14 protein-coding genes are annotated in these 13,969 nt (G+C 40.6%); 13 read left to right on the forward strand and 1 reads right to left on the reverse strand.

Going from position 1 to position 13,969, the window contains the following annotated elements:
- The first annotated feature begins 18 nt into the window (after nt 1-18).
- The 9 genes from PG418_RS08920 (at nt 19) to feoB (ending at nt 8,195) form a co-directional block, all read left to right on the forward strand.
- Nucleotides 19-591, forward strand: a complete 573-nt coding sequence (locus PG418_RS08920) for a DUF8612 domain-containing protein (RefSeq protein WP_498837316.1) — start codon at nt 19-21, stop codon at nt 589-591.
- Nucleotides 533-700, forward strand: coding sequence for a hypothetical protein (locus PG418_RS08925; protein ID WP_498837317.1), 168 nt, complete (start codon nt 533-535; stop codon nt 698-700). Before PG418_RS08920 ends, PG418_RS08925 begins: the two co-directional genes overlap by 59 nt.
- 208 nt (nt 701-908) lie before the next feature.
- Nucleotides 909-1,493 carry a 50S ribosomal protein L25 gene (locus PG418_RS08930; protein WP_270246585.1) on the forward strand — a complete coding sequence of 195 codons (585 nt, stop codon included), beginning with the start codon at nt 909-911 and terminating at the stop codon, nt 1,491-1,493.
- A gap of 283 nt (nt 1,494-1,776) precedes the next feature.
- Nucleotides 1,777-1,935: a hypothetical protein gene (locus PG418_RS08935; RefSeq protein ID WP_008374277.1), complete on the forward strand. Its 159-nt coding sequence runs from the start codon at nt 1,777-1,779 to the stop codon at nt 1,933-1,935.
- Nucleotides 1,932-3,272, forward strand: coding sequence for a TrkH family potassium uptake protein (locus tag PG418_RS08940; RefSeq protein ID WP_055297535.1), 1,341 nt, complete (start codon nt 1,932-1,934; stop codon nt 3,270-3,272). The genes PG418_RS08935 and PG418_RS08940 overlap by 4 nt, the downstream gene beginning before the upstream one ends.
- Nucleotides 3,273-3,288: 16 nt before the next feature.
- A complete protein-coding gene (locus PG418_RS08945; RefSeq protein ID WP_173690323.1) occupies nt 3,289-3,942 on the forward strand; it encodes a potassium channel family protein in 654 nt (217 codons plus the stop codon).
- A gap of 20 nt (nt 3,943-3,962) precedes the next feature.
- Entirely contained in the window at nt 3,963-5,030 is a 1,068-nt protein-coding gene (locus PG418_RS08950) for a sensor histidine kinase (protein WP_227084649.1), read from the forward strand.
- Nucleotides 5,020-5,721 (forward strand): response regulator, encoded by a 702-nt coding sequence (locus PG418_RS08955; protein WP_498837310.1) that lies wholly within the window; start codon nt 5,020-5,022, stop codon nt 5,719-5,721. Before PG418_RS08950 ends, PG418_RS08955 begins: the two co-directional genes overlap by 11 nt.
- Before the next feature lie 128 nt (nt 5,722-5,849).
- Complete coding sequence (gene feoB / locus PG418_RS08960) at nt 5,850-8,195, forward strand: ferrous iron transport protein B (protein ID WP_498837311.1); 2,346 nt, start codon at nt 5,850-5,852, stop codon at nt 8,193-8,195.
- 43 nt (nt 8,196-8,238) lie between these two features.
- On the opposite strand, the gene PG418_RS08965 is transcribed toward feoB, so the two are convergent.
- A complete protein-coding gene (locus PG418_RS08965; protein ID WP_008374293.1) occupies nt 8,239-9,138 on the reverse strand; it encodes a LysR family transcriptional regulator in 900 nt (299 codons plus the stop codon).
- Between the two features lie 270 nt (nt 9,139-9,408).
- Between PG418_RS08965 and PG418_RS08970 the strand changes: the two genes are divergently transcribed.
- The 4 genes from PG418_RS08970 (at nt 9,409) to PG418_RS08985 (ending at nt 13,913) form a co-directional block, all read left to right on the forward strand.
- Nucleotides 9,409-10,530 (forward strand): 5-methyltetrahydropteroyltriglutamate--homocysteine S-methyltransferase, encoded by a 1,122-nt coding sequence (locus tag PG418_RS08970; protein ID WP_055261396.1) that lies wholly within the window; start codon nt 9,409-9,411, stop codon nt 10,528-10,530.
- A gap of 90 nt (nt 10,531-10,620) precedes the next feature.
- The gene (locus PG418_RS08975; RefSeq protein ID WP_022220868.1) at nt 10,621-11,145 is read left to right on the forward strand and encodes a nitroreductase; all 525 of its coding nucleotides are present in this window, start codon (nt 10,621-10,623) and stop codon (nt 11,143-11,145) included.
- Nucleotides 11,146-11,156: 11 nt separating this feature from the next.
- Nucleotides 11,157-12,107, forward strand: a complete 951-nt coding sequence (locus PG418_RS08980) for a radical SAM protein (RefSeq protein WP_055297537.1) — start codon at nt 11,157-11,159, stop codon at nt 12,105-12,107.
- A gap of 882 nt (nt 12,108-12,989) precedes the next feature.
- Entirely contained in the window at nt 12,990-13,913 is a 924-nt protein-coding gene (locus tag PG418_RS08985) for an alpha/beta hydrolase (RefSeq protein ID WP_055261392.1), read from the forward strand.
- The last annotated feature ends 56 nt before the right edge of the window (nt 13,914-13,969 follow it).

Below are 13,969 nucleotides of genomic sequence, written 5' to 3' on the forward strand. Positions count from 1 at the left end.
CAGGTTCTTTTTTTGGGTGTGGCATTGCATAAAGGAACTTCTTTTCCGGTTGGAAAGGTAGATTTTATGGATCTTTATCCATTGACATTTCAGGAATTTTTGTGCGCATTAGGAGAGGAACGCTTCGTAAATATTCTTCAGGGAACGGATACCGATATGGTGACAACATTCAAATCTAAATATATAGACCGATTACGCGAATATTATTATGTAGGTGGCATGCAGGAAGTAGTACAGACGTATGTAGAAACGAAGGATTTTAATCAGGTCAGAGAGATACAGAAGAACCTGTTGAATTATTATCAACAGGATTTTTCAAAACACGCCGAGACTTCATTGGTTCCAAGACTGAATCTTGTATGGAATTCGATTCCGATGCAGCTGGCGAAGAAAAATAAAAAATATATCTATGGACAGGTGAGAAAAGGATCAAGGGCAAAAGATTTTGAGCTGGCAATACAATGGCTTTTAGACTGTGGACTGATTCATAAGGTACAAAGAGCAGGGAAGAACTTCGATTATTCCGTTGGAAGTGAAAGCGGAGGAAAATTTGAGAGCAAAAAGCCTGAAAGCGTTCTGGGAAAAACATAAGCCTAAATATGCCGTAAGAACGTCAATGTCAGATTACCGGGAACAGGAATGGATGACAAATATTCCTTTGTATAATATCGACAGGATCAAAGAATATCTGGAACAATAAAAAGCTGAAAATATGAAAAATTATGGAAATCTATAAGGGCTGAAAATAAAAATTGCACAAAACAAAGAAAAAAGTTTGAAAAACAGCAAAAATATTGATCAAAAAAGATGTGATTTTGGTTAATCTTGATAATCCATGAGTGCTATAATACAGCTGTAACAAGGAAATAGGTACTTTACCAGAAGTCAGTGATTGGAGGAAAAGATAAATGAATACTTTAAAAGCTGAAAAAAGAAACATGCAGACAAAAGCCAAAAAACTCAGAAGAGAAGGTTATGTAACCGGCAATGTATTCGGACGTGAGATTGAAGGCTCCATTCCGGTACAGATGACACAGAAAGAAGCGGAAAAGTTCCTGAAAGCTAATGGCAAAGGAAGCCAGATCATGTTGGATTTGGACGGAGAGCAGATGGATGTGCTGGTAAAAGAAGTCGATTATGATTCTATGGGTTCAAAAGTACTTGAAATAGATTTTCAGGCACTGGTAAGTGGAGAAATGGTACATTCCGTAGCAGAAGTTGTGATCCACAATCAGTCAAAGGTTGTCACAGGTGTTGTGGAGGAACTGCTTGGTGAAATTGAATACAAAGCACTTCCATCTGCACTTGTTGAAAAAGTAATTGTTGACGTTGGAGATTTGAAGGTTGGAGAAACCATTAAAGTCAAAGACCTTGACATCGCAAAGGATAAAGATGTCAAACTGATCACAGATCCGGAAGCAGATGTAGCAGGTGTGGCTGCCGTTCATAATGATGTTCCGGAAACAGATGAGGAAGAAGCAGCAGTTGAATAAAAAGATTTTGTAAAAAAGGCGGACGCTTTGCAGAAAGAACTGCAAAGTGCCCGTTTTTTGCTTCATAGAAAATCCCGAAGGAACTTCCTATGAAACAAAAGGCACTGCGTGCCGGAGATGCACATTCTTTCTATTTAATGAAATTCCTAATCTCATTTTTCAGCAGGAAATCATAACGGAATATTTACATAAAATCAGGAATCTTTATACAATCTTTATACTAAAAATACTATCATTGATTTACAAAACAGGAGAGGAAAAACAGTGAGAGGAAGGAAAGGTTATGTTCGAGATTGAGAGTATTATTTTATTTACAGGGATCCTGAGCTTTCTGCTGATCGCCGGATTGCATCTGATGCGTGAACTCGACATTTTTCTGAAGAAGGATAAAAAAGAGAGAGAGGAAGAAAGATATAGAGGAGAAAGGAAACGAAACAAATGACAGTAATATATAAAAAGATGACACAGACACAGATGATTGTTGTCGGGTATTTGTTGTTGATCCTTTTGGGAAGTATTCTCTTAATGCTTCCGGTTTCATCAAGGGATGGAAATATGACATCTTTTGCAGATGCATTATTTACCTCGACATCCGCATCCTGTGTGACTGGGCTGGTTGTACAGGATACATATCTGCACTGGTCTTTTTTTGGACAGCTTATCATTTTGATCCTGATCCAGATCGGCGGTATGGGATTTATGACAATTGGTGTCTGTGTGGCGATTCTGTTAAGAAGAAAGATAGGGCTTAAAGTCCGTGGAATTTTGCAGGAGAGTATCAATAGTATTCAAATTGGTGGAATTGTAAAGCTTACGAAGAAGATTATAAAAGGAACACTTTTTTTTGAAAGCATTGGAGCTGTATTGCTGATGATCCGGTTTATTCCGGAATTCGGAATAGGAAGAGGAATCTGGTACGGGATCTTTCATTCTATATCAGCCTTTTGCAACGCCGGGTTTGACCTTATGGGAGAAAATGGTGCCTATCAGTCACTGATCAGATATTCGGATGACTGGCTGGTAAATACAGTGATCATGCTGCTGATTATAATCGGTGGAATCGGTTTTTTAGTGTGGGATGATCTGTCTGTGAAAAAATTTCAATGGAAAAAATATCATCTGCATACAAAGATTGTATTATCAACAACAGGTTTTCTGATTATAGGAGGAGCAGTTTTATTCCTGATACTGGAAAAAAATAATGTACTGGCAGGGATGCCTGTGAAAGAACAGATACTCTGTTCTTTATTTCACTCGGTGACAGCCAGAACGGCAGGATTTAATACAACCGATACAGGAGCGTTGACGGAAGGCAGTAAACTTGTTACTATGATTCTGATGTTCATAGGAGGAAGCCCGGGATCTACAGCAGGTGGAATTAAGACGACAACCGTAGTGGTTCTTATTGTATTTGTGCGTGCAAATCTGATGGAAGCAGCCGGTTGTAATGTATTTAACAGAAGACTGGATGAAACTGCGATCAGAAAGGCCAGTGTTGTAATGTGTACGAATTTGTTCCTTATACTAACAGGAACGATCTTCATGGAAATTATGCAGCCGTTTTCTTTGTCGGATGTGATGTTTGAAGTCTTTTCTGCAATGGGAACAGTGGGAATGTCTGCGGGAATCACAAGAGATGTATGCATGGCATCAAGAATGATGCTGGTATTTCTGATGTTTTGCGGAAGAATAGGAAGTCTGACATTTGCGCTTTCATTGAAAGGGCACAGACATGAAGCACCGATCCGGAAACCGGTAGAAGAAATTACGATAGGATAGAATAAGGAGTAGAAAAATGAAATCAGTATTGATTATTGGACTTGGAAGATTTGGCCATCATCTGTGTATGGATATGGCAAATCGGGGAAATGAGGTAATGGTCATCGATAAAGATGAAAAAAAGACACCGGATTTGTTGGAATACGCAACAGCAGTACGGGTAGGGGACTGTACAAATGAAGAAGTATTAAGAAGTCTTGGAGTAGGAAATTTCGATCTTTGCTTTGTGTGCATCGGATCAAATTTCCAGAGCAGTCTGGAGATAACAAGCCTGGTAAAAGAGCTTGGAGCCAAACATGTTGTCAGTAAGGCAAACAGGGATATCCATGCAAAATTCTTATTGAGAAACGGAGCGGATGAAGTCTTTTATCCGGATCGGGATATTGCAGAACGACTGGCTGTAAAATACAGTGCAAATCATGTTTTTGACTATTTTGAACTCAGTAAGGATTATTCGATTTTTGAAATCCAGCCGAAGGATGCATGGATCGGGCGGACGATAGAAGAAGCGGATATAAGGGCAAACTATCATATAAATGTATTTGGAATAAAGAAAAATACAGAGGTGGTGGTCCTTCCGAGAGCGGATTATGTGATGCATGAGAAGGATCATCTGCTTGTAGTAGGTCTTACAAAGGATATTGACCGTCTGCTTGCAAGTATAAAATGATGAATGATGGGGGAAAGAAAATGACAAAAAAGAGAGTAAAATATATGGTGCAGTCGATTGCGATCATGGCGGTTGCAACATTTTTGTCTTTTTTTCTCCAGAGTTATGGAATTCGAAAAGAAAATATTCTGATGATCTATATTGTGGGTGTACTGGTCATAACAGTTACAACTACCGGTTATCTGTATGGAATGATGGCTTCTGTATGCAGTGTGCTGCTGTTTAATTATTTTTTTACAGTGCCGGTGCATACATTTGCGATGACGGATCAGAATGATGTGGTACGTCTGGTATTTTTCCTTATCACAGGATTCATTTCCGCAAGTATTATGGTACGATTTCATAATCAGGTGCGTATTGCAGAGGAAACAAGGGCACAGATGGAAAGAGAAAAGCTGAAAAGCAATATGCTGAGAAGTATATCCCATGATTTCAGGACACCTTTGACCGGAATTATGGGAGCTGCAGGACTCTTAAAAGAGGCGGATGAGTTGGATGCCGGAGTCAGAAAGGAACTGGCAGGAGAGATACAGGAGCAGTCTGTATGGCTGATGCGCCTGATGGAAAATATTTTGAATATGACAAAGCTGGAAAGTGAAGAATTTGAGATCCGGAAAAACCAGGAAGTAGTGGATGATCTGATCTATGAAGCCGTATCACATATCATAGGACTCCGGGAAAAGAGGAGGTTTGAAATTAAACTTCCGTCGGAGCTGATTGTTGTAAATGTAGATGGAAAACTGATGGTCCAGGTGCTGGTCAATCTTCTGGATAATGCGATGAAGCATACAGGGGAAAATGGATGGATCTGTATAGAAGCCAGATATGATGCAGGGAAAGTGTGGATCAGTGTAGAAGATGACGGAGACGGGATTCAGGAAGATCTGAAAGAAAATATTTTTGACGAATTTGTTACAAGGTCAGATGAAAAAGGGGACAGACAAAGAGGAATCGGACTGGGATTGGCTATATGTAAAGCGGTAGTAAATGCACATGGTGGAAATATTTGTGCAGAGAACAGAAAAGAAGGCGGAGCAAGGTTCATGTTCTGGTTGGAGGCAAGGCAGGTAAGTACAGATGGCAGATAAGCATAAAATTTTAATTGTGGAAGACGATAAATATATTATTAACTTTATCTCGATGAGTCTTAAGAAAGAAGACTATGATTATGTGATTGCGAAGACATGTGGAGAAGCAAATGCACTGTTCTATGCAAACAGACCAGATATGATCATTCTGGATCTTGGACTTCCGGATGGTGACGGGATTGAGATTATAAAAAATGTAAGAGAAATCTCGAAGATACCGATCATTGTGGTCAGTGCAAGACAGGAAGAGGAAGAAAAAATACAGGCACTGGATCTGGGGGCAGATGATTATGTGACAAAACCGTTTTATATGGGCGAACTGCTGGCCAGAATCCGTGTGGCGCTCAGAAAGAGTAACCAGATTCCGGAGGAAAAGAAAGAAAAAATCTTTCAGTGTGATTATCTGAAAGTGGACTGGGAAAAACATCAGGTATCGATAGATGGGAAAGAAGTTCATCTGACTCCGATGGAATATAAAATTTTGAAACTATTGATCGACAACAGGGGAAAGGTACTGACACATAATTATATTCTCAGCCAGATCTGGGGCAGTGCACAGGGAGTAGAAGCAGCCAACCTGAGGGTATTTATGGCAGCACTGCGAAGGAAGATAGAAAAGGATCCCGGAAATTGCAGATTTATTCTGACAGAAATCGGAGTAGGGTACCGGTTTAGAGAGGCTGCGGAGTAAAACAATTTGCAGACGATGAAATTAGTTAGAAAAAACGAATGTTATTCTTGAATGACTACCTACAGGACTGATATGATAATGATATAAATTATCAATAAATGGTTTTGCCAAAGGAGACAGATAGAGGAATGACATTAAAAGAATTACAAGTCGGAAAGACAGCTACGATTCTTTCCGTAGGAGGAAATGGTGCACTCAGGCAGCATTTTCTGGATATGGGATTGATCCAGGGAACAGAAGTAACGATTGTAAAGTATGCGCCGATGGGGGATCCGGTTGAGATCAGAATCCATGGTTATGAACTTACGATCCGTCTGGAGGATGCCGGACAGATTGAAATTACGCCGGCCCATGAGCCGCATTATAAGAAGAAGGAAGGCAGACAACCGTTAGGAGATGCACAGCATCCGGGGTATGGAGAAGCAGGCATTTTTCATGAGAAGAAAACAGAGCATCCGTTACCGGAGAATACGACACTTACGTTTGCATTGGTTGGAAATCAGAATTGTGGAAAAACAACGCTGTTCAACCAGCTGACCGGATCGAATCAGCATGTGGGAAATTTCCCAGGTGTTACGGTTGACAGAAAAGACGGTGTGATCAAGGAACATCCCAATACCCGTATTACCGATCTTCCGGGAATTTATTCTATGTCTCCGTACAGCAGTGAGGAAATTGTTACAAGAGAATTTCTGCTTCAGGATAAACCGAAAGGAATCATCAATATTGTAGATGCAACCAATATTGAACGGAATATGTATCTGACGATGCAGCTTATGGAACTTGAGATCCCAATGGTTGTTGCGCTGAATATGATGGATGAGATGCGTGTGAACGGAGGTTCTGTGCGTGTGAATGAGCTAGAAGCATTTCTCGGAGTACCGGTTGTACCAATCTCGGCAGCAAAGGGAGAAGGAATTGCGGAACTGGTAGAACATGCACTGCATGTCGCAAAATATCAGGAAGCACCGGAGGAAGTGGATTTCTGCTCTGCTGAAGGTCAGGAAAGTGCGGTTCACAGATGCATTCATGCGATCATGCATCTGATTGAAGATCATGCAAAGGAAGCAGGGATCCCGGTCAGATTTGCAGCAAGCAAACTGGCAGAGAATGATGAGCTTGTCCTGGAAAAATTAAAGCTGAGCCAGAATGAAAAGGAACTTCTGGAACATATCAATCTGCAGATGGAAGAAGAATGCAAGGTAGACCGTTCATCGGCAGTAGCGGGAATGCGTTTTAACTATATCCAGCGTGCCTGTGAAGATACGGTCTTAAAGCCACATGAGAGCAGGGAGCGGGTGCGAAGCAGGAAGATTGATCAGATTCTGACAGGAAAATATACCGGGATTCCGGCATTTATCGCAATTATGGGACTGGTATTCTGGCTCACATTTAATGTGATCGGAGCATTTTTGCAGGATCTTCTGCAACAGGGAATTGACCAGGTGATTGTAGCCTGCAGTCAGGCACTGGATGCGGCAGGAGTCAATGGCGTATTAAAGTCACTGATTGTAGATGGAATCTTTCAGGGGGTTGGAAGCGTGCTGAGTTTCCTGCCGATCATTGTTACACTGTTCTTTTTCCTTTCGATGCTGGAGGACAGTGGATATATGGCAAGGGTTGCGTTTATTATGGATAAACTTTTGCGAAAGATTGGTCTTTCCGGAAGAAGTATTGTACCGATGCTGATCGGATTTGGATGTACAGTACCGGGAGTTATGGCGAGCCGGACACTTTCTTCAGAGCGTGATCGTAAAATGACGATTATGCTGACTCCGTTTATGAGTTGTTCAGCAAAACTTCCGATCTATGCATTCTTTACAGCGGCGTTTTTCCCGGGGAAGGGTGCAATTGTAATGATTGGTCTCTATTTCTTCGGAATCCTGATGGGAATTCTTACTGCACTTGCAATGAAAGGGACGATGTTCAAAGGAGAACCTGTTCCGTTTGTTATGGAGCTTCCGAATTATCGTATGCCGGGAGCGAAAAATGTTGGTCAGCTTCTCTGGGAAAAAGCAAAGGACTTCCTGCAGAGAGCATTTACCGTTATTTTTGGTGCAACGATCGTGATCTGGTTCCTGCAGAGCTTTGATCTGCATCTGAATATGGTGACAGATTCACAGGCAAGTATCCTTGCAACGGTAGCAGGTATGATCGCACCTGTATTCATTCCACTTGGATTCGGTGATTGGAGAATATCAACGGCACTGATTTCCGGATTTATGGCAAAAGAGAGTGTCGTCTCCACTCTTTCGATTTTGTTTGGGTCAACAGCAGCACTGACAGCGGTGATAAATACAGCCGGTGCAGCAGCACTTTTGATTTTCTGTCTTTTGTATACACCGTGTGTGGCAGCGATTGCTTCTATTAAAAGAGAACTTGGTGGTAAATGGGCGATCGGTGTTGTGATCTTTCAGTGCGTGATTGCATGGGTTGCTGCATTTATTGTGCATGGAATTGTATGTTTGTTTTAAAACAAAAACTTCTGGAAACAGGAAAACTGCTTCCAGAAGTTTTTTATTGCAGATATTTTTTCAAGGCATCCAGATAAGTTGTCCCTAATCTGCTTAACATCCTTTTTTTATGTGTAATATACCCAATCCGCATATCACTTTCGTCAGCAAGAGGAACGGCAATGATATCTTTTCCATTCAACTTTTTGTCAATTACACCACTGCATACTGTGTAGCCATTTAGCCCGATCAGAAGATTAAATAAGGTGGCACGATCCCGTACACGGATATTTTTTTTGCGTTCAGATACAGAAAAGATTTCTTCTGAAAAATAAAAGGAATTGTGTTCACCCTGTTCAAAGGAAAGATATGGATAATCGTCCAGTTCTTCATTGGTGATTATTTTGTGATCGGCGAGAGGGTGACGTCTGCTGATAAATACATGTGGTTTAGCAACAAACAGCTGATGAAAAATAAGCCCGTTGGATTTTAAAATTTTTTCCAGAACCGTTTCATTAAAATTATTTAAGAAAAGAATTCCAATCTCGCTGCGCATTTTTGCTACATCTTCGATGATTTCGTATGTCTGGGTTTCGCGGAGACTGAAATCATATTCATCCTGTCCGTAGGTTTTGATCAGATCGACAAAGGCATTGACAGCGAAAGAATAGTGTTGCGTGGATACACAGAATTTCTTTTTCCCGCCGGAAGTTCCTTTGTATTTATCTTCGAGAATAGCGGCCTGTTCCAGCACCTGTCTGGCGTATCCTAAGAAATCTTCGCCTTCTTTTGAAAGGATGATCCCTTTATTAGTCCGGAGAAAAATGGTAATCTTCATTTCTTTTTCCAGTTCACGGATTGCGTTTGTCAGGCTTGGCTGGGAAATATAAAGACGATTTGCGGCTTCGGTAATTGTTCCTGTTTCAGCAACAGTTACGACGTATTTTAATTGTTGAAGAGTCATATTTTTCACTTTCTATAAAGAATATTGTTTTTGGGTTTGGAATATCAGAAAAGTATCTGGAAAATGTATCTTAGCGGAAAATACTTCTGGCCAGATATCCTGGTAATATTGTAGCATGGAAGCAGGGAGCGTGAAACATTTTTTTGATATTGTTATAGTTTTAAACTATGGCAAACTGCATTTTTTTTGTATTTTTCAGATGCAGAATACTCTGCTATACTTTCAAACATAAAAGACAGACAGTACGAAAGAGAAAAGGAGAGCTATATTATGAGTAAAAATACACCATTTCGTTATGATTATGTAGGAAGTTTTTTAAGACCGGAAACACTGAAAAGAGCAAGAAGAGATTTTGAAGAAGGAAAGATTTCAAAAGAAGAACTGAAAAAAGTAGAGGATGCTGTAATTTTAGACCTGGTAGAGAAGCAGAAAAAAGCCGGATATCATGTGATCACAGACGGCGAGTTCAGAAGAGCAACCTGGCATCTGGATTTTATGTGGGGATTTAATGGAGTGGGACATGAGCCGACCAAGACCGGGTTACCATTTCACGGAGAAGCTGCAATGCTCGATGATACGTATCTTACCGGAAAGATTTCCGTAGATCAGCATCCGTTTGTAGAGCATTTCAAATTTGTAAAGGCACTGGAAGATGAAAATACAGTAGCAAAGCAGACAATCCCGGCACCGGCACAGTTCCTGGAACAGTTTATTATGCCAATGTCCCTTCCAAATACCAATCAGTATTATCCGGATGTGGAAGAACTGGCAGAGGATATCGCAAATGGATATAAGAAAGTTATTCGTGACCTGTATGATGCGGGCTGTAGAAACATTCAGTTGGATGACTGTTCATGGGGAATGTGTGTAGATCCACATGCTGCAGCAATTTTCGGAACCGATGAAGCCGGACTTCAGAAAATCATGGAACAGCTTCTTGCTATCAATAACCGTGCAATTGAGGGAGCGCCGGAGGATCTGGTGATCAACACTCATGTATGCCGTGGAAATTTCCATTCTACTTATGCAAGCAGTGGTGCATATGACCGTGTGGCAGAAGTTTTATTCGCCCGTGAAAATGTAAGTGCATATTATCTGGAATTTGATGATGCACGTTCTGGTGGATTTGAGCCGTTGAAGAGTGTAAGTGGTGATAAAAAAGTGGTTCTCGGTCTGATCACAACCAAGTCACCAAAGCTGGAAGATAAAGAAGACGTAATTAAGAGAATCCATGAAGCAGCGAAATATGTCCCGCTCGACAGACTGTATTTGAGTCCACAGTGTGGATTTGCTTCCTGTGAAATCGGAAATAAACTGACAGAAGAAGAACAGTGGAAGAAGCTTGCACTGGTAAAAGAAATCGCGGAAGAAGTATGGGGCGAAGAAAAATAAGCCAGATATAAAAATTTAATAAATAAGATACATACAGCTCCTTTCAAATCGTGCTACAATAGAAGCAGATTTGAAAGGAGCTGAAAATTTATGAATGAAGTAATCAAAAATATGGAAGAACGCAGAAGTGTCCGTGGATACAAACCGGATATGATCAGAAAAGAGGATCTGGATACGATCATTGAGGCCGGAACTTATGCGGCAACGGGAATGGGAATGCAGTCACCGATCATCGTGGCAGTGACGGATAAAGCAACAAGAGATCAGCTTTCAGCAATGAATGCAAAAATTATGGGAACCGATACAGATCCGTTTTATGGTGCACCGGTAGTTCTTATTGTACTTGCAGATAAGGCAAGACCGACATATCTTTATGATGGAAGTCTTGTGATGGGAAATCTGATGAATGCAGCGCATTCGCTTGGAATCGGAAGCTGCTGGATCCACCGGGCAAAAGAAGAATTTGAATCCGAGGAAGGAAAGGCTCTTCTGAAAAAATGGGGAATCGAAGGAGACTATGAAGGAATCGGTCATTGCGTACTTGGATATGCGGCAGCAGAACTTCCTGCAGCAAAACCAAGAAAAGAAAATTATGTCTATTATGTAGAAGCATAGGAGTGTGACATATGGATTACGAAGGACAGATTTGCCGGGCCCCGATGGAAAGAAGCTCTTTCATGCTTCCGGTTATGGTTGGATGCTCATATAATCAGTGTAAATTCTGTAATTTATTCCGGCATCTGAAGTATCGGGAACTTCCGATGGAACAGATTGAAGCGGAACTAAAGAGAGTGCGGGAACTGCATGGGAAGCCGAAGAAGATCTTTCTGGGGGATGGTAATGCATTTGGTCTGAAGACAGAAAAATTGTATGAGATTCTGGATCTGATCGCATATTACTTCCCGGAATGTGAAGGGATTAATATGGATGCGACTGTTACGAGTATTTTACATAAAAGCCAGGAAGAGCTGGAAATGCTTGCTAGAAAAAAGGTAAAGCATCTGTATCTTGGAATCGAGAGCGGACTGGATGATGTGCTGAAATTTATGAAAAAAGATCATGATCTGGCACAGGCATATCAGGCAATCGACAGGCTTCATGAAGCAGGACTGATTTATGATGCACATATTATGACCGGAGTCGCAGGAAAAGGAAGAGGAATGGAAAATGCAGAAGCACTGGCGCAGTTCCTGAATAGGACCAATCCGGCGCATGTAGTGAATTTTTCCATGTTTCTGCATAAAGAAGTTCCGTTGTATCAAGATATACGGCAAGGTACTTTTGTTCCGGCAGATGAGCTGGAAACAATTCGGGAAGAATATCATCTGATCGAGAGGATCGCACCGGAAAAAGCAGGAGCAAATATTTTATATGATGGTTTTCATGACTTTATCCATGTGAGAGTCAGAGGACATCTTCCGGGGGATAAAGAAAAAATGCTTGCCAAATTAAATGGTATCATTCAGGAATATGAAGGTAAAGAACCGGTTTATTCCTTTGTACAGGGGGAATGCCCGGATCTGGAATACTGTGATGATGGTAAGGCAGTATGGGATATGGACCGGAAGACTTCATAGAATCCGCTGTACTATGAATCAGCAGAAATTGAGCGCGTCAGCAGGCGCGCTCTTGAACTTTGGAACAGAAAATATGTCATAAAAAATCCACTGTATCTGATCTTTCAGCTACAGTGGATTTTAATTTGATCCATCCATTGGATTATCCTCCTTATTCACTTCTTATCTATCTGAAACTATTATCTCAAATAGTTTTTTCTATGTAAATTTCAATAATTATTATGCCATTGGTCTGCACCTCTTGATTTCATTGATTTGATATTGTATAAATTATCTTGCCATTGGTCTGTACCTCTTGCTTTCATCAGATTTATTCTGGTTTTAAATTATGTTCCTTTTGGTCCATACCTCTTACTTTCATTAGATTTGTTCTGGTTTTAAATTATGTTCCTTTTGGTCCGTACCTCTTACTTTCATTAGATTTGTTCTGGTTTTAAATTAAGTTTCCGGTGGTCTGTACCTCTTACTTTCTTTAGATTTTGTTCTGGTTTTAAATTATGTTCCTTTTGGTCCGTACCTCTTACTTTCATTAGATTTGTCCGAGTTTTAAATTAAGTGTCCTTTGGTCCATACCTCTTACTTTCTTAGACTTTGGAGTTAAGATTAAGTTTCTGGTGGTCCGTCCTCCTTTTGTTTTGTTGATATTATAATATCGCATAAAATGCAAAATGTCAATAAAAATTCTGAAAAAAATAAAATTATCTTAAATATATGCAATAAATATGAGATATAGATAAAAAATAGAGAAATGTATAGATTAAACGAATAAATAGACAAACAATAATGCTCTTGGGAGAGCATTTAAGCTTGAAATGCGTGTGAGCAGATGATAAAGTGAATGTATTATAACTGAAAAGACGAAAGAAAGGATTGGTAGAACAAATGGAAATAAAAAACTGGATATATGAAGAATTCCCTGAATATACAGAAAAAGTAGAAGGTGCAGTCCGGATTTCGGCTACAGGAAATGAAATGGGCGTTTATTACAGACCGGATATTGAGTATGCAAAGATAGATGGAGTACCATTACATCTGCAGGTTCTGGAACCGTTTAGCAGAAATGAGCCAGAAAAATTCTATCCTTGCCTGGTGTTTGTACAGGGATCTGCATGGATGAAGCAGGATGTATATAAAAGCTGCCCGATGTATGCACGCCTGGCAGCAAAAGGATATGTGGTTGCAGTCTGTGAATACCGTCATTCAGGGATTGCTGCATTTCCGGCGCAGATCCAGGATGCGAGGAATGCAATCCGGTTTATGAAGAGGAATGGGCAGAGCTGGCATGCAGATGTGAAGAATATTTTCATCGGTGGATGTTCGTCGGGAGGTCATACTGCAGTATTTGCCGGAATGTTAAAAGAGAATGATCCGATGAATGCAAGTATTTATCCGGACACAGATGCTTCTGTGAAAGGAATCCTTGATTATTATGGTTCTGTAAATCTATTAGAAGATGATTATTATCCAAGTACAATAAATCACCATCTGCCGGACAGTCCGGAAGGAAGGGTGATGGGTGGTGCTGATATGCGGAAAGATGTTAAGCTCAGAGAGAAGGGAACGGCAGAGTGCTATATTACGCCGGATACTGATCTGCCACCGGTGATGATTGTGCATGGAACAAAGGACCGGACGGTAAGTACCGTGCAGAGCGTAAGCCTTTATCATAAATTGAAAGCATGCGGAAAAGATGCAGAGCTTTATCTGATTGAGGGCGCAGATCACGGTGGAGCGGAGTTCTGGACGGATGAGATGTGTGAAATTGCAGATTGTTTTATGAAAACATGCATGAATAAAGAAACGTAGTTTAAAAAGTTTAGATTATATAAACAGAGATTTTACCTTCCCCTGTTATGATATAA

It is taken from the genome of Bariatricus sp. TF06-38A, assembly GCF_027690675.1.
Taxonomy (GTDB): domain Bacteria; phylum Bacillota; class Clostridia; order Lachnospirales; family Lachnospiraceae; genus Allocoprococcus; species Allocoprococcus comes.